16 protein-coding genes are annotated in these 21,519 nt (G+C 70.9%); 10 read left to right on the top strand and 6 right to left on the bottom strand.

All coding sequences use genetic code 11. From position 1 onward, the window contains the following. Positions 1-5 precede the first annotated feature (5 nt). Both SYV04_RS14210 and SYV04_RS14205 read left to right on the top strand, forming a co-directional pair. Complete coding sequence (locus SYV04_RS14210) at positions 6-869, top strand: ABC transporter substrate-binding protein (RefSeq protein ID WP_321546281.1); 864 nt, start codon at positions 6-8, stop codon at positions 867-869. A gap of 86 nt (positions 870-955) precedes the next feature. Beyond that, positions 956-1,942: a FecCD family ABC transporter permease gene (locus SYV04_RS14205; RefSeq protein WP_321546555.1), complete on the top strand. Its 987-nt coding sequence runs from the start codon at positions 956-958 to the stop codon at positions 1,940-1,942. Between the two features lie 9 nt (positions 1,943-1,951). On the opposite strand, the gene SYV04_RS14200 is transcribed toward SYV04_RS14205, so the two are convergent. Continuing rightward, the gene (locus tag SYV04_RS14200; protein ID WP_321546280.1) at positions 1,952-3,571 is read right to left on the bottom strand and encodes an adenylate/guanylate cyclase domain-containing protein; all 1,620 of its coding nucleotides are present in this window, start codon (positions 3,569-3,571) and stop codon (positions 1,952-1,954) included. Between the two features lie 112 nt (positions 3,572-3,683). Between SYV04_RS14200 and SYV04_RS14195 the strand changes: the two genes are divergently transcribed. The 4 genes from SYV04_RS14195 (at position 3,684) to SYV04_RS14180 (ending at position 11,638) form a co-directional block, all read left to right on the top strand. After that, entirely contained in the window at positions 3,684-5,921 is a 2,238-nt protein-coding gene (locus SYV04_RS14195) for an SIR2 family protein (RefSeq protein ID WP_321546279.1), read from the top strand. A gap of 108 nt (positions 5,922-6,029) precedes the next feature. Next, a complete protein-coding gene (locus tag SYV04_RS14190) occupies positions 6,030-7,733 on the top strand; it encodes an FHA domain-containing protein (protein WP_321546278.1) in 1,704 nt (567 codons plus the stop codon). A 97-nt stretch (positions 7,734-7,830) separates the two neighbouring features. After that, positions 7,831-10,857, top strand: a complete 3,027-nt coding sequence (locus SYV04_RS14185) for a serine/threonine protein kinase (protein WP_321546277.1) — start codon at positions 7,831-7,833, stop codon at positions 10,855-10,857. Positions 10,858-10,861: 4 nt separating this feature from the next. Continuing rightward, the gene (locus SYV04_RS14180; RefSeq protein ID WP_321546276.1) at positions 10,862-11,638 is read left to right on the top strand and encodes an ABC transporter ATP-binding protein; all 777 of its coding nucleotides are present in this window, start codon (positions 10,862-10,864) and stop codon (positions 11,636-11,638) included. Here the strand turns inward: SYV04_RS14180 and SYV04_RS14175 are convergent. Further along, the gene (locus tag SYV04_RS14175) at positions 11,635-12,066 is read right to left on the bottom strand and encodes a hypothetical protein (RefSeq protein ID WP_321546275.1); all 432 of its coding nucleotides are present in this window, start codon (positions 12,064-12,066) and stop codon (positions 11,635-11,637) included. The two genes, SYV04_RS14180 and SYV04_RS14175, sit on opposite strands and share 4 nt — an antisense overlap. Positions 12,067-12,244: 178 nt before the next feature. Here SYV04_RS14175 and SYV04_RS14170 point away from each other — a divergent pair, with 178 nt between their 5' ends. Together SYV04_RS14170 and SYV04_RS14165 are read left to right on the top strand one after the other, a co-directional pair. Next, entirely contained in the window at positions 12,245-14,293 is a 2,049-nt protein-coding gene (locus tag SYV04_RS14170; protein WP_321546274.1) for a chloride channel protein, read from the top strand. A gap of 193 nt (positions 14,294-14,486) precedes the next feature. After that, positions 14,487-15,347, top strand: a complete 861-nt coding sequence (locus tag SYV04_RS14165; RefSeq protein ID WP_321546273.1) for a carboxypeptidase-like regulatory domain-containing protein — start codon at positions 14,487-14,489, stop codon at positions 15,345-15,347. Positions 15,348-15,357: 10 nt separating this feature from the next. Here the strand turns inward: SYV04_RS14165 and SYV04_RS14160 are convergent, their stop codons facing one another. Both SYV04_RS14160 and SYV04_RS14155 read right to left on the bottom strand, forming a co-directional pair. Continuing rightward, entirely contained in the window at positions 15,358-15,702 is a 345-nt protein-coding gene (locus SYV04_RS14160) for a histidine triad nucleotide-binding protein (RefSeq protein WP_321546272.1), read from the bottom strand. Positions 15,703-15,762: 60 nt separating this feature from the next. Continuing rightward, positions 15,763-17,232, bottom strand: coding sequence for a glycosyltransferase family protein (locus tag SYV04_RS14155; protein WP_321546271.1), 1,470 nt, complete (start codon positions 17,230-17,232; stop codon positions 15,763-15,765). 48 nt (positions 17,233-17,280) lie between these two features. On the opposite strand from SYV04_RS14155, the gene hprK reads away from it, so the two are divergent. Then, positions 17,281-18,255, top strand: a complete 975-nt coding sequence (hprK, locus tag SYV04_RS14150) for an HPr(Ser) kinase/phosphatase (RefSeq protein ID WP_321546270.1) — start codon at positions 17,281-17,283, stop codon at positions 18,253-18,255. Continuing rightward, entirely contained in the window at positions 18,252-19,115 is an 864-nt protein-coding gene (rapZ, locus tag SYV04_RS14145; RefSeq protein ID WP_321546269.1) for an RNase adapter RapZ, read from the top strand. Before hprK ends, rapZ begins: the two co-directional genes overlap by 4 nt. 30 nt (positions 19,116-19,145) lie before the next feature. On the opposite strand, the gene SYV04_RS14140 is transcribed toward rapZ, so the two are convergent. Both SYV04_RS14140 and SYV04_RS14135 read right to left on the bottom strand, forming a co-directional pair. Continuing rightward, on the bottom strand, positions 19,146-20,531 hold the full coding sequence (locus SYV04_RS14140) for a serine/threonine protein kinase (RefSeq protein WP_321546268.1): 1,386 nt from the start codon (positions 20,529-20,531) through the stop codon (positions 19,146-19,148). Positions 20,532-20,705: 174 nt separating this feature from the next. Next, on the bottom strand, positions 20,706-21,356 hold the full coding sequence (locus tag SYV04_RS14135) for a class I SAM-dependent methyltransferase (protein ID WP_321546267.1): 651 nt from the start codon (positions 21,354-21,356) through the stop codon (positions 20,706-20,708). Positions 21,357-21,519: the final 163 nt, after the last annotated feature.

The following is a 21,519-nucleotide window of genomic DNA, read 5'->3' as shown; positions in this document are numbered from 1 at the left end:
TCTCCATGTGGATGATGCGCATCGCCTCGCTGCTTCTGCTCGCCGTGCTGGGCCTGTCCCGCGCGGCGCACGCGGCCGACTCCCAACGCGGGCCTCGCCTCCTGGGGCCCAAGCGCGAGGGGAAGGTGCGGCGGGTGGTGACGCTGGCTCCCTCCCTCACGGAGATGGTGCTCGCCATGGGCGCCGGGGACACGCTCGTGGGCGTGTCCCGCTTCGATGAGGACAAGGCCGTGGCGGCCCTGCCTCGCGTGGGTGGCTTCGTGGACCCATCCGTGGAGGCCGTCATCGCCCTCAAGCCGGACCTCGTGCTCGTGCAGCCGGGCCCGGGCAACCAGCGGCCCGTGGAGCGCATGGCGGAGCTGGGCGTACCCGTGCTCCTGTTGCCGCTGCACACCGTGGCCGACACGCTCGCCGCCCTGCGCGCGGTGGGCACGGCGCTGGGGCGCGCGAAGGAGGCCGAGGCCTTCGTCTCGCGCATCGAGGCCACGCGCACGCGCATCCGGGAGGCGGCCAAGAAGCGGCCCACTCCCCGGGTGTTGCTCGTCTACGGCTTCGAGCCGCTCGTTGTTGCTGGGCCCGGCTCCTTCGCCGACGAGCTGCTGCGGGACGCGGGCGCCGTCAACGTCGCGGCCGACAGCGGCTCGGCCTACCCCGTCTATTCCGTGGAGCGTGCCGTGCGGGCCCGGCCGGATGTGGTGGTGGACGCGGCCGACGTGGACGTAGGCAAGGAGAAGCTCCGGAACCTCTCCGGGCTGGCCTCCGCGCGCTGGGTGGAGGTGCCCTCGTTCGCGCTGCTTCAGCCAGGGCCCTCGTTGGGCAAGGGGCTGGAGGAGCTGTTCGGTCTGCTCCATCCGGACATGCCCAAGTGAACCTCTCGGTGGGACAGTCGCCAGGCCTGGGCCGGAGGCTGCGCGCCTCGCGCGTGCTGGGCCTGTGCGTCTCGGGTCTGGCGCTGATGGTCGTCGCCTTCGCCATCGCCGTGCGCTTTGGCGAGCAGCCCATCTCCCTGACCGCCGCACTCGGAGACCCTCAGTCCACCGACGCCGTCATCTTCTGGTCCCTGCGCCTGCCCCGCGCGCTGCTGGGCGTCATCGTCGGTGCGGGGCTCGCGGCCTCGGGCGCCACCTTGCAAGGGCTGCTGCGCAACCCGCTCGCGGATCCGTTCGTGCTCGGAGTCTCCGGCGGCGCGGCCCTGGGGGCGACGCTCGCACTGGCGCTCGGCTTGGCCACCGTGGGGCAGGTGGCTCCCAGCCTCCTGGGCGGCCTGGAGCGCCTGTCCGCGCCCGCGCTGCTGGCCTTCGTCGGAGCTGGGGCCTCCGTGCTCTTCGTGCTCGCCGCGAGCCGAGGGCACTCCAGCCGCGCTCCTTACGCCGCGCTGCTCACCGGCGTCGTCTTCAACGCCTTCGCCTCCGCCGCCATCACCCTCGTCAAGACGCTGTCGGACCCGGACCGCCTGGGGGAGATCCTCTACTGGCTCGCCGGAGCGCTGGGCTACGAGCGCGGCGCCACGCTCGGGCTCGCCGCGCTGCTGCAGGGTGGGGCGCTGGCGGTGATGGTCGCGCTCTCTGGACGGCTGAACCTCATGACGCTCGGGGACGAGGACGCGGCGGCCCTGGGCGTCCCCGTGGCGCGCACGCGGCGCCTGTTGCTGCTGGCCACCAGCGCCAGCGTCGCGGGGGCCGTGGCCCTCACCGGACTCATCGGCTTCGTGGGCCTCATCGTCCCGCACCTGCTGCGGCTGGCCTTCGGGCCTGACCAGCGCCTGCTGGTGCCCCTGTCCGCCCTGGGCGGCGCCGCGTTCCTGGTGCTGGCGGACCTGCTGGCGCGCCTGTCCTTCGCCCTCGTCGGCGCCGAGCCTCCTGTCGGTGTCATCACCGCGCTGCTCGGAGGGCCGCTCTTCCTGGCGCTCCTGTCCCGGCGTGGGCGCACCCTGGGGGCGTGAGGGGACTGCTCAGGTTCCTGGCGCCTTCATGTCGCGCCAGTCCACCCGGTAGAGCGTCAGGGGCGCGTCCTTGCCCTTGACCTGGACGGGGGGCAGCAGCTCCAGCTTCCAGCGCTGCCGCTCCACCAGCCGGTCATAGGTGCTCTGGGTGATGAGGACCTCGCCCGACTGGGCGGCGCTGCACACCCGGCTGGCCACGTTGGTGGTGTCGCCGATGGTGGCGTACTGCAGGAAGCGGTTGGAGCCGATGTTGCCCGCCGCCACCGGGCCGGTGTTCAGGCCGATGTGGACCCGGATCTCCTCCTGCTGGCGGGCGCGCCGGCGCTCGTTGAGCGGTACCAGTTCCTGCTGCATCCGCACCGCCGCCCACAGCGCGCGGTCCGCGTCATCCGGGTGCGAGAACGGCGCGCCCCAGATGGCCATCAGCGCATCGCCGATGTACTTCTCGAGCGTCCCCTCCTGCTCGAACACGATGTCCGCCATGACGGGGAAGTACTCGTTGAGCATGTCCACCACTTCGATGGGCCGCATCCGCGAGGACATCTGCGTGAAGCCGGCGATGTCCGAGAAGAGGGTGGTGACCTCCGTCTCTCTCGCGCCTAGCACCATGCCCGAGGAGGACTGCTCCAGCCGCTTGAGGGCGCTGGGCGGGAAGAAGCGCTGGTAGTTGCTGCGGACGACGGCCTCCTGCTCGATGCGCCGGTAGAGCATCGAGTTCTCCAGGGCGATGGCCACCTGATTGGCGAAGGAGGACAGGAACTCGAGGTCCTCCTGGGAGAAGCGCTCTGGAATTCGCAGGTTGTCCACGTAGAGCACGCCCAGCAGCTCGTCGCGCACCTTGAGCGGCGCGCACATGGCCGCGTAGATGGACTGCTGCATGACGGACTCGGACGTCTCCAGCCGAGGGTCCAGCCGCGCGTCGGAGAACAGCGCCGCCACGCCGTGCTGCTGCACGTAGTTGACGATGTGCTTGCTGTAGATTTGCCCGGGGCTCTTGACCTCCTCCGAGGTCCGCGTCACCCGAGGCAGCAGCGCCCCTGTGCGCGGCTCCACCAGGAGGATGACCGCCCGGTCCACCTCAAGGATCTGGAACACCAGGTTCAGCGAGCGCTCCATCAGGCTGTCGATGGTGCCCGGCGAGGAGAGCAGCTGGCTGACCTTGAGGAGGATCTGCAGCTTGTCCCGCCCGCGCTCGGCCTCGGCCAGGGCGCTGAGCTTGAGCGCCGAGGTGCGCGAGCCCTCCAGGCCCAGGCCGCCCAGCAGCTCCTGCATGCTCACCTGCGAGAGCGTGGGGGCGGTGTGGGTCATCGTGGGGTTGACCACTTGCTCCACGCTCTGGGCCACGAGTCGGAAGTGGACCGCCCCACAGGTGAAGGTGTCGCCGGGCTGCAGCTCGCAGCTCGCTTTCACGCGGGTGCCGCGGATGAAGGTGCCGTTCTTGCTGTCCAGGTCGGTCAGGACCACCTTGCCATGGGAGGTCTCGAGCCGGGCGTGATGGCGCGACAGGCTCTTGTGGAGGATGGAGACCTGGTTCTCCGGGTCTCGGCCGATGAGCGTGCTGCCCGGGCCGAGGGGGAAGACCTGCTCGTCGGACAGTCCGGGGTTCATGATGAGCTGCAGCACCGGCACGGAGACCCTCCTGGGTTGCCTCATTCTGCCCAAGCGCCGTGACCCTGTGCCAGGGCCCTCCGGCCAGGTTCGCGCACGAAGTGTGGGAGCGTGGTTGGCAAGCAGGCGTCCGGTGGTCGATCGTTATCCTTATATGACTCCCAAGCCTCCCGGGTTGCTCGTCCGCTACATCCAGCAGGGCCGGTGCGTGGTGTTCGTCGGCGCGGGCCTGTCGTCCGCGGCGGGGCTGCCCACTTGGCGCAAGCTGCTGCTGGAGGTCGTCGACGACATGGTCGCCGCGCTGCCAGAGGGGGAGACCCATCAGGCGGAGCTCCAGAGGCTCGTGGAGCAAGGCAAGCTCCTGGAGGTGGCCGACTTCTGCAAGGAGGAGCTGGGCGCGGCCTACCACCAGTTCCTCACCGACAAGCTGCGCGGCGACAAGGAGGCGCTACCGGCAGTGCATCAGACGCTGATGCAGCTGCCCTTCAGTGCCTGGGTGACGACCAACTACGACAAGCTGCTGGAGCGGGCGTACGCGGCCGAGAAGGGCGCCTATCCCAAGACGCTCACCCACAAGGACACCGAGGCGCTGGGCGGGCTGCTCTTCAACGGTGGGCCGTTCATCCTCAAGGCGCACGGCGACATCGACCGGCCCGAGACGGTGGTGCTCACCTCGCGCGACTACAGCGAAATCATCCACGCCAACCCCGCCTTCAACGAGGTCTTCACGGGCCTGCTGCTCACCAAGGCCCTGTTCTTCGTGGGCTACTCGCTGTCGGATCCGGACTTCCGCTTGCTGATGGACCGACAGCTCACGCACTTCCGGGGCTATGTCCCCGAGCGCTACGCGCTGATGACGGACCTGGGCCCGGTGGAGCGAGACGTGCTCTGGCGCACGGCGCGCATCCGGGTCATCCCCTATACGAGTGGGAAGCACGAGGAGGTGCCCCTCTTCCTGCGGGCCTTGAAGGACGCGGTGACTCCCAAGCCGGTCGCTGTGGAGTCCCCTGCGCAGATGAAGGTGGTGCCGCAGAACATGGCCGCTCCCGTGGCGCCTCCCATCCCCGCGCCGCACCCCAGCGACTCCAGGGTTCCGGCACGAGCTCCGAGCCCCGTACCGCAATCCCCCGGCGGTCTCCTGTCCCGGCTGCTCGAGCCGCTGGGCGTCTCCCACCCCTCCGAGGAGAGCACGGAGGACGAGGCCACTCTTTCCGCCGGGCCCGTGCCCCAGGCCGCTCCCGCGGTGCCCCAGCCCGCCGCGACCCGGACCGCTGCCTCCATCGAGCCGCAGCACCTGTTCCTCGAGTCCGCGGAAGGCAGGCTCCAGCTCCGGCTGATCCAGGGCAAGCCGGAGTCCACGGTGCAGGGCGTCGCGCCCTCGGCATTGACCGAGGACCTGTGGCTGTCCCTGAAGCGGGCACTGGAAGAGGGCGCGAAGTCTCACGCCTGGCTCTACACCCACGTCCCCAAGCTCTTCGCGAAGTACCTGCCGGGCCCCGTGCTCGAGGCGCTGGGCGCTCCCAGCGTCTCACCGCAGGCGCCGCTCGTGCTGCATGGCGCTCCGGAGCTGGCGCGCTTCCCCTGGGAGTTGCTCCCGCTTCGGGACGCGCCCGTGGCCCTGGCGAGGAAGGTGGTGCGTGCTCCGGTGGGCGTCGCGCGTCAGGCGCGGGGAACTCCACGGGTTCGCTCCTCCCCCCGCGTCCTCCTCATCGAGGGAGGTGGGTCGACCAGTGGCGGCGCGCGGCAAGAGATTGACGCGCTCGCTCGCCTGTACGGGCGTTCGCTGGGGATCTCCTGCACGGTGCTGCGAGGAGAGGACGCGATGTTCAACCGCGTCATGGCGGAGCTGGACCGGGAGCTGCCGGACCTCCTGCACTACACAGGAGGCGTGGGTCAGGTGGACGGCGAGCTCTACCTGGAGCTTCCCGGGGCCATGGAGCTGTCCTCGGGCGCCCTCCGCTCGGTCCTCGACCGGGGCCAGCTGCCCTTCCTGGTCGTGAACGCCCCCTCCTCGGCCTTTGTCCCCCATGCGTTCGGCGTACACGCCGGAGCGAGGGGCTACCAGCGGCTGCCCGTGCCGAACTCCCGGGTTTCCCTCTTCGAGGGGCGCGAGGGCTTCATGGACCTGGCGACCCAGGTGGGCGTGGGCGCCTTCGTGGGGGCCTTCGACATGCCGAGCGCCGAGGCGGGCACGGCCTTCATGGCCGCGCTGCACCGCGACCTCTTGCTGCGCTTGCCCATCGCCGACGCCGTCCGCCGCGCGCGGGTGGAGACGCTCCAGAAGTTCCCCGAGGACCCCACGGCCCGCCAGTACGTCCTCAGCGGAGACGGAGCGTTGTCCTTCCCCGCCGCGGGGGACGACGAGGGTTAGGAATGACGCGGTGCGAGAGGAGCACACCCCACGGGCGCGTGAAATCACGGCGCCCGTTACGTAGAACTTCCTCGGAAGCACAGCGGGTCGTGTAATCTCTGGCTTGCGATGTGGCAGATCATCATCAACGGCCCAGGCTACTTCGACACTCCTTACGATTTACCTGAAGGAGCCACCAGCCTTGGCCGGGCGGATGAGAACGACATCGTGCTGGGAGGCGACCTCGTCTCCCGCAAGCACGCCCGGCTGCTCGTGGAGGGCGACTCGCTGCGCATCGAGGACCTGGGCAGCCGCAACGGCAGCCGGGTCAACGGCATCCCCCTGCAGGGCAGCCGCGAGCTGACTCCCGGAGACACCGTCTCCCTGGGGGAGAACTCCCTGGCCATCCGCCAGCCGCACACCGTGGAGAGCGCCGCCACGGAGATGGTGGACCTGGGCGCGGGTGGCGTGCGCCGCTTCGGCCACGGGGAGGACGTCAGCCCTTCCGTCATCCTCGCCAAGAACGTGAAGGACCTGGACGTGCTGCGGGCGCTGGACAACTTCGCGCCCGTCCCGTTCGACGACGCCCAGTCCGGCCCCTCGCCCCTGTCGCCAAGCAGCGCCTCTCCGAAGGCCTCCTACGAGACGCTGGTGCTGCTGTTCCGCACCGCCGAGGCGCTGGCCACCGCCGAGACGCTCACGTCGTTCCTCGAGTCCTCCATGGACCGGGTCATCGAGCGCACCGAGGCCACCACGGCGGTGGTGCTCCTGCGCCACTCCAGCGGGGTGTTCGTGCCCGCCGCCGTGCGCCACCGGGGCAAGCTCGCCAAGGGCGAGGTGCCCGTCTCGGACGCCATCGTCGAGGAGGCCCTGCGCCAGGGCAGCGCGCTGGCCGTGGGAGACGTGCGCGATGACCGCCGCTTCGCTGGCCGCGAGAGCGTCATCCTCTACGGCGTGGACCGGGTGCTGTGCATCCCCATCGGCCGCGAGGCGCCCTTCTCGGGCGTGCTCTACGTCAACACCCCGGCCGAAGGGGAGACGACGCTGGAGATCATGCTCGACGCCTGCACCGCCGTGGCGCACCTGGTGGCCAGCGGGCTGCAGCGCTTCTCGAACAAGGAGAGCAGCGGCGGGGGTGGGGCCAGCACGGGCCTTCGCCGCACCCTGGAGCGCTTCCACGCGCCGGAGGTGGCCGAGCGCCGCGCCGGCGAGGCCCAGCGTGCCGGAGGCCGGCTGCCGGGGCTGGAGGAGCGGCCTCTCACGGTGCTGCACGCGGAGCTGGCGGGCTTCGGGGCGCTGAGCGCACGCCTGGGCCCGGTGCGCGCCACGGCCGTCCTCAATGACTTCCACCAGAAGATGGGCGGGCTGCTCTTCAGCTTCGAGGGCTCGGTGGAGACGTTCATCGGCGAGTCCGTGCGCGCCCTGTTCGGCGTGCCCTACGGCAAGCCGGATGACGCGGTGCGTGCGGTGCGGGCGGGGCTGGCGATCCAGGCGGACTGGGAGCGGGCCATGTCCCGCCGGCCCCCGGACGAGCGGTGCGAGCTGCGCATCGGCATCCACACCACCAAGGCGCTGGTGGGGATGATCGGCCTCGAGCCGCGCCTGGACCTGACCGCCGTGGGCGAGGGGATGCCCGTGGCCGCGTGGCTGGCGGCCACCGCCGCCCCTGGCCAGGTGCTGATTACGGGCAAGACGCTGGCCTCCGTGGGGGCCCGCTTCGACGTCATGCCCCTGGGAGAGCGCCTCTTGCGGGCCCCCAAGGAGAAGATGGCGGCCTTCGAAGTGCTGGAGGAGGACATCCCCCAGCTCACCAACCCCGGCGTAGTCAAGTAGGGTGGGATCGGCCATCTGGACGCCTTCGTCCGGTTGACCGGTTGAAGAGGTAGGCCCGAACCGGCTTGAATGCGAGGTTCTTGGGCTCCCAGACCGAATGACCTCTTCCTCGCCATCAGCCCGGCTGCGTCCCTTCCGGCCGCAACCGTTCGGCCGGTACACGCTCCTGTCCCACCTCGCCACGGGGGGCATGGGGGAGATCTACCTGGCACGGCTGGAGGGCGCGCAGGGCTTCGAGAAGCTGTGCGTCATCAAGAAGATCCTCCCGCAGCTGGCCGAGGATACGGAGTTCGTCGACCGCTTCGTGGGCGAGGCGCGCACGCTGGTGAAGCTCAGCCACGGCTCCATCGCGCAGGTGCTGGACATGGGGCTGCACGAGGGCGAGGCGTACATGGCCCTCGAGTACGTGGACGGCAAGGACCTGCGCAAGGTGGCCGGGCGGGTGCGGGACCGGCAGATGCCGCTGCCGCTCACCTTCATCCTGTTCGTGATGGCGCGGGTGCTGGACGCCCTGGCGTACGCGCACCGCAAGCGCGACGACGACGAGAAGGAGATCCACCTCGTCCACCGGGACATCTCCCCGCAGAACATCCTCATCTCCTATGAGGGGGAGGTGAAGGTCATCGACTTCGGGCTGGCCAAGAGCCGGCTGTCTGCGGCGAAGACCAACCCGAGCATCATCCTGGGCAAGTTCCTCTACATGTCGCCGGAGCAGGCGCGCCACCAGCAGGTGGACCGCCGCAGCGACCTGTACGCGGTGGGGCTGTGCCTCTACGAGCTCATCTCCGGCAAGAACCCCTTCGACAGCGTCCACGCCGGCGACCTGATGTCCGTGGTGGCCAACCCGCGCATCACCCCGCTGAGCGAAGTGGAGCCGATGACTCCGCCGGCGGTGGCGCAATTGGTGATGAAGGCGCTGGCGGTGGAGCCGGGGCAGCGCTTCCAGACGGCCGAGGAGTTCCGGGGCAGGCTGCAGAGCTGCTTGCTGGAGATCGACCCGAGCGCGGGGCCCGAGAGCGTCACCCGCTTCATGCGCGACCTGTTCTCCGCCGAGTACCAGAGCGAGCGCAAGATGCTGGCGCAGCTCAAGGACGTGCCGCGCGCGGGCAACGAGGAGTCCTCGCGCTCCGAGGAGTCCACGGACCCGGCGGGGCGGCTCCCCAAGCCCCTGCTGCCCCCGCGTACCATCAAGCTGGATGGGCCCGTCGAGCCGCTCTCGTTCCAGCCCACGCCGCGCGGCCGTGACGGCAGCCCGGTGAACGAGGGCGATACCCGGCCCGGTGTGCCGCTGGAGGAGACGCGCCCCGCGGCCTCCGTCGAGGCGCTCGAGGTACCCCGGTCCCGCTCGCGGCCCGCGTTGTCCGCCACCTCCCTCACGACCGATACCGCCTCCGTGGAGATGCGCCCCGAGGCTCCCGAGCGCCCCCCGCCGCCGGTGCCCTTGGCCGTGGCCGTGGCCGCGTCCGCGTCGCGCTCCCAGGCGCTGACGGTGGAGGTGCCGATTCCGCTCGTGCCGGCGGCCGCCATCCCGCCCGGGGTTCCTCCCCCGGCGGTCACCAGCCCGCAGCTTCCCCGGTCCCTGGAAGCTCCGCGCGCGGCTCCCCCGGCGGCCAGCCCCAGCGCGCGCCCCCCCGCGCCACCCCCGGCCGCCAGCGCGCCCCGGCCCCCGGAGCCGCCACGGCAGGCGGCGCCTCCTCCAGTACCCGCCAGCGCGCTGACTCCCGAGCCCCGGAGCACGGACACCGTTCGCGCCAACGCGCCGACGATCCAGATTCCCACGCCCTTCGTTCCCGAGCCCACGCCCGCCCCGGCCGCGCCTCCGCCACCGGCCTGGTTCTCCGCTCCCACGCAGGCGCCCTCGCAGCGGGAGGCCTCGGAGGCTCGGAGCGCGCCTCCTCCCGAGGGGCCGCGGACCTCCACCTCGGCCATGGATACCCTGCCGCCCGTGCGCGAGTCCGGCCGCGTCTCCGCCTCCCGCGCGGCGCTGGCCGAGGCCGGGAGCGCGGCGCCCCTCTCCGCGGAGGCCCTGCTGCAGCTGCTCCCGAGCGACACCCTGCCTCCGACGGGCTCCAACCGGCCGGGCATGGATGACACGCATCCGAGCTACCAGATGGCCGCCAACCCGGCCATCCCCGAGGACACGCAGCCGCGCGTCATGCTCGATGAGGCCGCCCTGAGCGCTCCGCCTGTCCCGGATGCGCCGGATCCAATCATCGTGGGAGGCACGCTGGAGGAGTCCTCCGGGGTGTCGCGCCCGAAGAACGCGCGCCGTCCGCGCCTGTCCTCTCCGGGGATGGCGCCAGTGACTCGGGGAGGCACCTCGCCTCGAAGCGGTCCGGTACGCGCGGTGGAGCCCGAGTCCGCTCCCGCGCCAGCTCCCGAGGAGGACGGGCTGGAGGCAAGGGATCCACGCGAGGACACCCGGAAGACGCCGATTCCCACCCGGCCGGGCGAGAACACGCGCCGCATCCACCGCGACGACACCAAGCGCCCGCAGAAGGCCGCGCCCGCCAAGAAGCGCTCCTGGGGATGGCTCCTGGTGACGGTCCTGGTGCTGGGCATCACGGGTGGGGCCATGGCGATGGCGTTCCCCCACCTCAAGCCCCTGCTGAACTTCAAGCCGGTGCCGGTGAACCCACCGCCGAAGTCGGCGCTTGGGCGCTCGCCGCTGACTCCGGTTCCCGGGGCGGGTGCCTCGGCGCCCGGGGCTGAAGCGGCTCCCACGCCTGGCGGCGCGCAGGCGCCCGCGGTGGCGGAGGCCGCGACGCCCGGTGCTGAAACGCCCGAGGCCGAGGAGCCCATGATGGAGGACGAGATGCTCGTCCCCCTGATGGCCTCGCCGACATCGGCCCCCTCGTCCAAGAAGGCACCCGCGCGCCCCTCGAAGAAGCCGGCGCGCAAGGAAGCCAGCGAGCTGCAGAAGGAGTGGGGACTGGCGAGCCGGGCCTTCCAGAAGCTCACCGAGGTCCAGTCGTGCGAGAGCCCCAAGATTGGCATTCTCTGCAAGCGCTACGAGACGCTGCAGAATGACGTGGAGCAGGTCGGGGACTCGGGTGACAAAGAGGTGCTCGGCCGGGTGAAGAAGCTGCGCAAGGACATCCAGACCGCGACGGGCTCTCCGTAGGCCGGTGGAAGCGCTCCTCGACACCCAGGGCCTCTTGGCCGGCTATGGCGCGGCGCCGGTGCTCCAGGGCGTGGACCTCACGGTGCGCGCCCACGAGCTGTGGGCGGTGCTCGGCCCCAATGGCACGGGCAAGAGCACGCTCCTGCGTGGGGTGCTGGGCATGCTGCCGTGGACGCGCGGCACGGTGCGGCTGCTGGGGCGGGAGCGCGCGCGATGGGACGCGCGGGAGCTGGCCCGACGCGTGGCATGGGTGCCTCAGACCTTCGAGCCGGCGGAGGGCTTCAGCGGCCTGGAGCTGGTGTTGATGGGTCGCAGCCCGCACCTGGGGCTGTGGGGGCTCACCTCCGAGCGGGACGTGGCGCTGGCGCGCGCGGTGCTGGAGGAGCTGGGCGTGGCGTACCTGGCGGACCGGCCGGGCGAGGAGCTGTCGGGCGGCGAGCGGCGGATGTTGCTGCTGGCGCGCGGGCTGGTGCAGGAGCCGGCGCTGCTCCTGTTGGACGAGCCCACGGCGTTTCTCGACGTGGCCCACCAGGTGGGGGCGCTCGCCCGGGTGCGCGCGCGGGTGGACTCCGGCCTGGGCGCGGTGGCGGTGCTGCATGACGTCAACCTCGCCGCTGCCTTCGCCACCCACGTGCTGCTGCTGCGCGATGGCCGCGCGCTGGCGCAGGGGCCCGTGGACACGGTGCTGGAACGTGAGCGGCTCGAGGCCCTCTACGGCCTGCCCATGGAGATGGCGCTGGCCCCTTCCGGAGCGCGCCTCTTCGCGCCCCGGGCCCGCTAGCGCTCCTGCCGCGGGGTGGCCGCGCCCTGGTAGCTGTCGGCCAGCCCCAGCCCCAGCTCCTCCCGAGGCAGCTCGGTGGTACCGGAGCCTCCATAGGCCGGGCTCACCGGGGGCTCCTGCTGCGCGGGCGCGGCGGTGCCTCCGCCCATGGAGACCTCACGCTCCTGGCCGGGGAGGTCCTCACTGAACAGCTTCGGGGTCTGGGAGTGCCCGGGGCGCTCGCGCCAGGTGTCCTCGGTGTCGCCGGGCGCCTGCGGCAGCTGTGCCCCGGCGGGCCGCGAGGCCTCGGCGGCCGGAGATTTGTTGGCCTGGTTGATGGGAGTCTGGGTGTTCGAGCCCTCGGATTGGCCCATGTCCCCGCAGCCGACGCCGAGCACGCCGCCCGCGAGCAATCCCACCGCCACCATGCCTCGCAACAAGCCCTTCATCCCATCCTCCTCATCCAGGGTGGTGCTGCCTCTGAACGAAGGTAGGGACGGAGGTGGAGGCGACCACCCGAGGGCAAGGGCTCGGTCGGCTGGCTGCTGGGTCCACCGCCCGACGTTCCCCGGGGTGGGCCGAAGTCCGGCCTGTCCTCTCCGACACGGTGTGTCATGCTGAACGCCCATGTCGGTTTCCTCGAAGCTGCGCGCCTGGCAGCGGGACGCGGTGCGGCGGCTGTTGGCGGCAATCCAGCAACTGCGGTTGCCAGGACCCTCGGTGCTCCCCGTGGCGGGCGCGGTGGTGGGGGTCTACAGCGGCCTGGCCGCCGGGCTCTTCGCCAACCTCATCGCGCTCGTCCGGGGGCTGAGCCTCGGCTTCCCGCTGTTGGTGGAGGCCTTCCGGCCTGGCTCGGAGGCGCGGCTGCTCCTGTCCGAGGCGCTCACGGAGGCGCGCTGGCACTTCGAGTTCATCATCGTCGGGGTTCCCCTGGGGTTGGCGGCGCTGGGGCTGGCTCGCCTCATCGAGCCCGGCGATGGTCGGGAGGTGGTTCGGCGCCGCCTGGAGGTGCTGGCGCTGCTGGTGCTGGGAGCGCTGTCGCTCTACTACCCGCTGGTGGGGCTGGCGGCGGTGAACTCGATGCTGGGCCACGCGCCCGGCGCGAGCCGCAGCCTGGAGCACTTGCCGCCCTGGTTCGTGCTGCTGCTGCCGACGCTGGGCGGCGCCATGGTGGGGCGGCTCCTGCGCGACAGGCCGGAGACGCACGGCCACGGCGTGCCGGAGGTGGTGAACGCGGTGGAGCGCCAGGGGCGACTGCCGGCGCGGGATGGGTTGCTCAAGCTCCTGGCCTCGGCGGTGACGATTGGCACGGGTGGCTCGGCGGGGCGCGAGGGGCCCATCGTCTACGGCGGCGCGGCCTTCGGCTCCGAGGTGGGGCGCACCCTGGGCTTCACCCAGCGGGAGCTGGCCATCCTGATGGCGAGCGGCGCGGGCGCGGGCATCGCCGCCTCGTTCAATGCGCCAGTGGCCGGCGCCATCTTCGCGATGGAGATCCTCCTGCGCGAGTTCCAGCTGCGCGTCTTCTCTCCCATCATCCTCGCCAGCGTCACCGCCACCATGGTGGGGCGAGGCGTGATGGGCAGCGCGGCGATGCTCGAGCGCGTGGCGTACACGATGGTGAGCGGCTGGGAGGTGGTCTTCTACGGGCTGCTCGGGCTGGTGTGCGGCGGCCTGGCGTACACGTTCATCCAGGCGTTGCACGGCGTGGAGGAGTTCTTCCAGGGCCGGCGGCCCGGGCGGCTCTCGGAGCTGCTGGGGCAGCAGCCGTTGCCGGTGCGGGCGGCGCTCGGAGGGCTGCTGGTGGGAATCCTGGCGCTGGCCCACCCGGTGGTGTGGGGCACGGGGCACGAGTTCGCCAACGACGCGCTGGTGCGTGGGCTGTCGCTGGCGCTCCTGGCCTCGGGGTGCGTGCTCAAGCTGACGGCCACCGCGCTGACGCTGGGCTCGGGAGGCTCGGGGGGGACGTTCTTCCCGGTGACAGTCATTGGCGCGATGGCGGGCGGGGCCTTCGGCGAGGTGCTGCACGCGATGTTGCCGGGAGTCACGGCGCCCAGCGGGGCCTACGCCATGGTGGGCATGGGCGGGGCGGTGGCGGCGATGACGCGCGGACCGCTCACGGGGATGATGATGGTGTACGAGCTGAGCGGTAACTACGCCATCATCCTGCCGCTGATGGTGACGTGTACGCTGGCCTCGGCGCTCTGCCACGTGTTGGTGGAGCGGAGGGCGGCGCGCACGAAGGAGGAGGGCCTGGTGCTGCGCCGCTCGCCGGTGCGCGCCCTGGTCGTCTGGGAGGAGCCGGTGCTCCCGGAGATGCCGGCGGAGGCGCTGCGTGCGCGCCTGCTCTCCTCGAAGGCGACGGCGCTGCCGGTGCGGGACGCGGCGGGCAAGCTGCTCGGCGTGGTGGTGGCGAGCGCGCTGGGCGAGCGCCTGCGCCAGGCGGGGGAGGGGGCCACGGTGCAGGTATTAATGGATGCGGGACCCGTGCTCCCGGCGGATGCGCCCGTGTCCGAGGCGCTGGCGACCCTGGACTTGCAGGCCACGGGGGTACTGGCGGTGGAGGATGGGGCGCGGGTGGGCGTGGTGACGCGCCTGGGGCTGGAGGGCTTCCTCCAGGGGCGCCGCGGAGCCTCCTTGCCCACGCACGCGTTCGGCGTCACCGAACTGCGCCGCTAGGGCCACGGGTCGAGGGGCGGACGGGCGGAAAGGCCCTTGAGGGTCTCCCCGGAGGAAGGCGGGTTTGTGCCATATTGTTGCTGGTCAAAAAGGTCCCAGAGAGGCCTGATGGGAGCGTCTCGGCGCAAGCCCGAGGCGGCCGTGGGCCTGGAGGCCGCTGGCGGAGGCGAGGAAGGGACTGAAGGCAGTGGGCATGCGAGGACACCTGGGAGGGGCGTTGGTGCTGGCGGTGGTGGCCGCCGCCGTGGGGCTGGCGTTGTACGGCCGGGCCGCGGAGCGGACGGTCGACCAGGTCGAGCTGCATGAGCGCTCGGTGGTAGGCGGTGCTGGGGAGGGCCAGGAGCCTGGCGAGGCCTTGGCGTTCTCCGCGGACGAGACCCGAACGCTGCCCGTGGGCGAGTCGGCCAGCGAGGCGGACGGGCTGCTGGAGCTCCGGGTGACGGCCCGGGGGCGGCCCGCGGGGCGTGCGCAGGTGCGCCTCTACCGGCGTGGAGGCAGGGTGCCGGAGACGGGGCGGGTGGACTGGCGGATGGCGGCGGCGGGGGCTCCAGGAAATGACGGGCGGCTGCTGATGCCAGCGCGTGCCGGAGCCTATCTGGTGGTGGCGCGGGCGGAGGGCTTCGCGCCCACGTGGCGCGAGCTGGTACACCCGTTGGACGGGAACCGGACACCGGTACACCTGAAGCTGGAGGAAGCGGTGTCGCTCTCCGGGCTCACCGTGGCCCAGGGCACGGGCGCGCCGCTGTCTCGGGCCGAGCTGACGCTGACGCCTCACGTGAGCGCATGGGAGCAGGAGACGCGAGCGGACGCGCCGGCCGAGGAGCAGGTGACGGTGACGAGCGACGCGGCGGGCCGCTTCCACGTCGAGGGCCTGGCACCAGGCCTCTATACGGTGGAGGGGCGCGCGCCAGGTGTCTCGTTCACGGAGACGTGGAACCTGCGCGTGCCCTCGGCGTCCGAGCCGCTGCTGCTGGCGCTGCCGAGGTCCACGCGCGGCGAGCAACTCCAGGCGCCGCGTCAGCCCGCATCGAAGGAACTGCGCTGCGGCACCTGAGGCCTCGCGCCTACCCCGGCGGCCACTTCATCGGACGGCCGGCGACCAGGTGCAGGTGGATGTGGAACACCGTCTGCCCGGCGTCCTCGTTGCAGTTCATCACCAGGCGGTAGCCGCGCTCGGCGTGGCCGCGCTCGCGGGCCAGCTTGGCGGCCGCGGTATAGAGGTGGCCCACCGTCTCGCGGTCTTCCTGGGTGATGTCGTTCACCGTGGCGATGTGCCGCAGAGGAATGAAGAGCACGTGCGTGGGGGCCTGAGGGTTGATGTCCTCGAAGGCCATGCACACCTCATCCCGATAGACGACTTTGGCGGGAATCTGACCGTCGCGAATCTTGCAGAACAGGCAGTTGGACATGAGGAGGGCTTAGCAACCCACGGCGCGGCTGGGAACGGCTTCGCGCGTGCAAGCGTTGGCTCACGGCAATCGCCAGCTGTAGCCGGGGTCGGGCGCACAGGCGCGCACCGGCAACCGCAGCAGCAGGGTGTCCCCTTCTTGCGCCACCACCTCGCCCCCGAAGCCCTGGGAGGCGTGGGTGATGACGTAATTGAAGAGGCCCGAGCCGCGATCTGGCCCGAAGTGCGGGTACAGGGGGACGCGGCGGTGGAAGTAGCTGTAGCCCCCGCTCCAGGCGAGGTGTACGGCCTCGAGCTTGAGGCCGCACGTGTCCTCGCGCTGCCCGGCCACCATCAGCAGCCGGTTGACGGGGCCCGAGTCGTCATAGGCGCTCGCCCGGGGCTTGGCGTCCTCGTACTGCCCCAGGTCCCCGAAGGTGAGGCTCCCCGAGCGGAGGGCGGAGAAGGCGCCCACGCCCACCACCAGCAGGGCGAGCCCGGCGCGCAGGCGGGGCAACGTCAGCTGGTCCAGCGCTACCCCCATCCCCACGCCCGCCAGCGCGGTGAACAGGGGAAAGACAGGAACCAGGAAGCGCAGCTCCTTGTGCGGCTGGAGCGCATGGAGCAGGAAGAAGGAGGCCGCCATCGCCGTCAGGCCTGGAGCCCGGCGCAGCGCGAGCAGCCCGAGCGTCACCACCACCACCGTGACGCCGCGCATCCCGCCGAAGAGAACCCGGCCGTAGTAGCTGAAGGGCGCGGTGCCCCAGGCGCTGCCGCCCTGCTTCAGGACATTGAAGTCCAGGTACACGATGGCCGAGTGGAACCACCGGCCCCAGGTGAGCCGGTCCAGCAGCCCGAAGAGGACAGCCCACACGGCGAGCACGCCGAGCGCCACGCCCACCTCGCGCCACCGCCGTCGTGCCGCGAGCACCGCGAGCAGCCCCACGCAGAAGACGCTGCTCTGCAGGCGCAGCAGCACGGCCAGCCCCAGCAGCGAGGCACCCAGGACCAGGGCCCGCCGCGAGGCCCCGGGGCGCAGCGCCAGCGCCAACCCGAGCACCACCGGAAGGGCGGAGGCGTTCTCGCTCATGGCGCGGGGGGCGAAGTAGAGGGGCACGGCGGCCAGGGCCAGCAGCGAGGCGCCCGTGGCCGCGGCGAGCGGGGAGGCGCCATACGTCCGGGCCAGCCGGAAGCTGCCCCAGGCGGTGGCGGTGCCCAGCAGCGCGAAGGCCGTCTTGACGAAGCCCAGGTAGCCAGCGGGCGAGTCCAGCCCCAGCCCGCGCGCCAGCCCCATCAGCCCGGCCACCAGCCCGGGCAGGGCCCAGTTGCGTGCCCCGTCGATGAACTCCCAGGCAACGAGCCCGTAACCGAAGACGAGACGGTGCGCAGGCTCCAGGCTCTGGTAGATCTCATCCGGCCAGTACAGCCCGTCGTCCGTGAGGGCCAGCCGTACCCGGAGGACGGCCCCCACGGCAAGCGCGATCAGCAGCAGACCCTGCGCCAGCGGGGGCTCGACAGGGACGTGGGGAGGGGGGGCGGGGGAGGGCTGCACGTCGTGAACATTTCAAACGGTCCGCCGGGTGATATCCACTTCCTGACGATGAGCTCCACCCGTACCCTCCGCATCTCCGCGCTCCTCGAGGACCGCGACTACGACCTCAAGCTCACCCTCGTGGCGGGTGAGCGGGGGCTCCAACGTACGCTCAACTCCCCGCGCATCCAGAAGCCGGGCCTGGCGCTCACGGGCTTCACCGAGCACCTGCACCCGCACCGCGTGCAGGTGTTCGGCAACACGGAGATCTCCTTCCTGCGCACCATGTCGGAGGAAAAGCAGCGCGAGGTGCTGATGCGGCTGTTCAGCGCGGCGCTGGCGTGCGTGGTGGTGACCAAGGACCTGGAGCCTCCCCGGGTGCTGGTGGAGGCGTGCGAGGACTCGGGGTTGGCGCTGATGAAGACGCCGCTCCTGTCGAGCACCTTCATCCAGCAGGTGCAGGGCTTCCTGGAAGAGGCGCTCACCGAGACGAGCAGCCTGCACGGCGTGCTGATGGACGTGTTCGGCGTGGGCATCCTGCTCTTGGGCAAGAGCGGCATCGGCAAGAGCGAGATCGCCCTGGACCTGGTGATGCGCGGGCACCGGCTGGTGGCCGATGACATCGTCGACGTGGCGCGCCGCAAGCCGGGCGCGGTCTACGGGGCGGGCAACCCGGTCATCAAGCACCACATGGAGATCCGGGGCCTGGGCATCATCAACATCAAGGACCTGTTCGGCGTGGCGGCGGTGCGCGAGCAGAAGAAGATCGAGCTCGTCATCGAGCTGCACGAGTGGGACCCGAATCAGGAGTACGACCGGCTGGGAGTCGAGGACAAGTTCCTGGACATCATCGGGGTGGACGTGCCGTTGTCGGTGGTGCCAGTGCGCCCGGGGCGTAACATGGCTACCATCATCGAGGTGGCGGCGCGCAACCAGCTGCTCAAGCATCAAGGCCACCACTCGGCGCGGGAGTTCGCCGAGCGGCTCAACCGGGCCATCGCTGATGGGGCGATGCGCCGCACGCTGGGAGAAGAAGTCGAGTGAGCGCCCCCGCCAAGCACATCGTGATCATCACCGGCATGTCCGGCTCGGGTAAGTCCACGGCCATTCGGGCGTTGGAGGATTCGGGCTTCTTCTGCATCGACAACCTGCCGGTGCTGTTGTTGCCGAAGCTGACGGAGCTGGCCGGCAGCGGGCAGATCGAGCGGATGGCGCTCGTGGTGGACGTGCGCGAGGGCATCTTCCTCAAGGAGGCGCCCCGGGTGCTGGACGAGGTGCGCCGCGCCGGGCACCAGGTGGAGGTGCTCTTCCTGGACTCGAGCGATGACAGCCTCATCCGCCGCTTCAGCGAGACGCGGCGCCGCCACCCGCTGGCGCCCTCGGGCACGGTGGCGGATGGCATCACCGCCGAGCGCGAGGAGCTGCGCGACTTGCGGGAGCTGGCCGACCAGGTCATCGACTCATCGGCGCTGAACGTCCACGACTTGAAGCGCATGGTGCAGGCGCGCTTCAGCCCGGAACCGGCGGCGGGGCCCTCGCTGTCGGTGATGTCATTCGGCTACCGGCACGGGGTGCCGCCGCAGGCGGACCTGGTGCTGGACGTGCGGTTCCTGCCCAACCCCTACTTCGTGCCGGACCTGAAGGGGCTCACGGGGAAGAACCCGAGGGTGGCGGCGTACGTGCTGGAGCGCGAGGAGACGCAGCAGTTCCTGGAGAAGGTGGTGGACCTCTGCCGCTTCCTGTTCCCGCGCTACCAGAAGGAGGGCAAGGCGTACCTGACGGTGGCGCTGGGGTGTACGGGCGGCAAGCACCGCTCGGTGGCCATCGCGGCCGAGCTGACGCGGAGGCTCCAGCAAGAGATTCCGCGCATCCAGCTGTGGGACCGCGACATCGAGAAGGAGTAGCCTCCGGGCTCTTCGCACAGGCCCTGAAGCTCACTGCTCATCGGATGTCGGCAGACGCCCACGAGCCATCTGCGGCCAATAGCAACTGCCCTTCCACTCGTACCAGTCCTTCTCGCACGGAGGTTTGAAGTCTTCCGCGCGGATCCAGCAACCCCCGTTGATCTCCACCAGTCCACGAGGTTCGCATGGGGCACGCTTCTGCCCCTTTATCGGACCGCTGGGCATGTCGAGGCTCACCGCGCGGAGCTCGACGGGGCCGACCCCGCCGGGCAGCGCGGAGGCGATGGCCGCGCTTCCCAGGGCCACGCTGCCCCCATCCCGGCTTGTCTCGGGAGGTTCCTCGCTGGGCTCATGAAAGGGGGCCACGAGACGCGGCGAGGGGCGTGAGGCGAGGACCACCCCCATCCCAAGAAGCGCTACGAGCAACAGAGGGCGCAGGAGCGGAGTCCACTCGCGAGGGGGACCCGGGCGGCTGGCTCGCTCGGTCTTCAGCTGGCACGGGGCCGGCGCAATGGGCCTGTCCAACGCTGGAGCCGAGCTCGCCGCGGCTTCCTCCATCTCTTGGGCCAGCTGCCCGGCGGTGCCGCGAGCCTCGGGCGCGTCAGAGAGCATGCGCAGGATGAGGCGGTCCAGCACCGGGGCCACTGTTGCCCAGTCACTCGGGGCCAACAGCCTCGCGGGGCGTGAACGCTCCGGATCATCCAAGCAATCCGGGTCGGTGCGAGGCGGTGGGTAGCGTTCTGTCACGAGGCGGTAGGCCATGACCCCCAGAGCATAGATGTCATCCTCCGGGCGCGAGGTGTAGTGGGCCTCGAGGCCTCGGCGTAACTGGCAGCGGAAGCGCAGCAATTGAGGGCTGCGGTAGGGCTCGGTGCCCGGGGGAAGGGTGGAACCCGTGAGGGGGCGGGCACCCGGGTACCAGCAGGCTCCAAAGTCGAGCAGGACGGCATGGCCGTCCGCGTGTACCCGGATGTTGTCACCCTTCACGTCCCGGTGAACGCCGTACGCGTGGGTGGCCTGGAGCGCTCGTGCTACCTGGGCCAGCAGGCGCAGCGCCTGGCGTGAGGTAAGCTTGCCGTGGGGTACCCACTCATAGAGCGGTGAGCCTTCCACCCATTGCAGCACGAGGTAGGGGAACCGCTTGCCCTGCGCGTCAATCCACTCCCCCGCCCCACGCAGCCCTGGCACATTCGGATGGTCGAGCCGCGAGAGCAACGCCTGCTCGCGTGCGAAGCGTTCATCGCCCGGGTGGAGGGCCAGCTTCAGCGCGCAGATACCGGAAGGGCGCTCCTCGGCGGGCTCGACGCGGTACACCACGCCATAGCTTCCCTCGCCCACATATTCGAGCACCCGCCAGGAGCCGATACACATTTCCTGGGGGTGAGCAGGGGGATGCGCGTCAGGCGCAGAGGACATGCGGAGGGCCTCCAGGGTAGGAGTGCCAACCTATCTCATGGGTAGGTGAGCATGCACCTGTCTTGGCACGTCAGCTCACCGGTGAGCACTGGTCAGCAGAGGGCTCGGTGCTCACCGGTGAGCACTGACCAGCAGAGGGCTCAGTGCTCACCGGTGAGCACTGAGCGGCAGGGCTCAGCGCCGCGCCACATCCCACCAGCCGAAGTACATCGTCCGCTGCTCGGTGAGGTGTACCCAGCCCGGGGCGTGGGTGTAGCCCAGCGGCAGCAGCCCCGCCGCCGTGAGCGCCAGGGCCGTCTCCTCGAAAGAGGGGAAGGAGAGCCACACCTCAGGCCCCGCCGTCTGCACCTGTCTGCGAGGCGCCTCATGCCCCTCGAGCCCCGGGCGGCGCTCGAGCACGGTGAAGAGCATCCTCGCACCAGGCTTCATCGCGGTGCTGAAGTGGCCCAGTACCCGGCGCAGATCCTCACAGAAGTCCAGGCAGCCAATGGCCAGCACCACGTCGAAGCGCCCCAACTCGGGCGGAAGGGGCTCGTGGTAGCTGTGTACCCGCCACGTGCCCGAGGGCCGTCCCTGTCGCGCCAGCTCGAGCATCTCCGGGGACAGATCCAACCCCACCACCTCCACGGAGTCCGCCAGCCCTCGGGTCAGCAGCCCGGTGCCACACCCCACGTCCAGCACCCGGCAGCCAGGCGCCACCGCCTCCGCGAGGAAACGCTCGACCCTGTCTCCGTACCGATGGAGGGCGGGGAAAAGAACCTCATAGGCGGGGGCAATCTCCCCGTACACCTGCCGGACGTGCTCCTCGTTGGTGGGCGCAGCCATGACGTGCCCATCCTGACCCGGCGCACCCGTGGGTGGCCATAAGAGCGTGACAGGACTACGTAGCACGTCCCGTCGCGCGACACGACGGCCACGGTCCCCTCGGAGGCGGGGCGGACAGGCTGTACGGGCAACCAGCCGCGCGCGGCAAAAATGAGCCTACCTA

It is taken from the genome of Hyalangium ruber (assembly GCF_034259325.1).
GTDB classification, from domain to species: Bacteria; Myxococcota; Myxococcia; order Myxococcales; family Myxococcaceae; genus Hyalangium_A; species Hyalangium_A rubrum.
This window is presented reverse-complemented; position numbering and strand designations above follow the sequence as displayed.

Coding starts and splice junctions, on each gene's coding strand:
- SYV04_RS14165 (WP_321546273.1), top strand. CDS start 14,487: ATGCGAGGACACCTGGGAGGGGCGTTGGTGCTGGCGGTGGTGGCCGCC.
- SYV04_RS14140 (WP_321546268.1), bottom strand. CDS start 20,531: ATGTCCTCTGCGCCTGACGCGCATCCCCCTGCTCACCCCCAGGAAATG.
- hprK (WP_321546270.1), top strand. CDS start 17,281: ATGAGCTCCACCCGTACCCTCCGCATCTCCGCGCTCCTCGAGGACCGC.
- SYV04_RS14185 (WP_321546277.1), top strand. CDS start 7,831: ATGACCTCTTCCTCGCCATCAGCCCGGCTGCGTCCCTTCCGGCCGCAA.
- SYV04_RS14135 (WP_321546267.1), bottom strand. CDS start 21,356: ATGGCTGCGCCCACCAACGAGGAGCACGTCCGGCAGGTGTACGGGGAG.
- SYV04_RS14210 (WP_321546281.1), top strand. CDS start 6: ATGTGGATGATGCGCATCGCCTCGCTGCTTCTGCTCGCCGTGCTGGGC.
- SYV04_RS14205 (WP_321546555.1), top strand. CDS start 956: ATGGTCGTCGCCTTCGCCATCGCCGTGCGCTTTGGCGAGCAGCCCATC.
- SYV04_RS14170 (WP_321546274.1), top strand. CDS start 12,245: ATGTCGGTTTCCTCGAAGCTGCGCGCCTGGCAGCGGGACGCGGTGCGG.
- SYV04_RS14190 (WP_321546278.1), top strand. CDS start 6,030: ATGTGGCAGATCATCATCAACGGCCCAGGCTACTTCGACACTCCTTAC.
- SYV04_RS14160 (WP_321546272.1), bottom strand. CDS start 15,702: ATGTCCAACTGCCTGTTCTGCAAGATTCGCGACGGTCAGATTCCCGCC.
- SYV04_RS14175 (WP_321546275.1), bottom strand. CDS start 12,066: ATGAAGGGCTTGTTGCGAGGCATGGTGGCGGTGGGATTGCTCGCGGGC.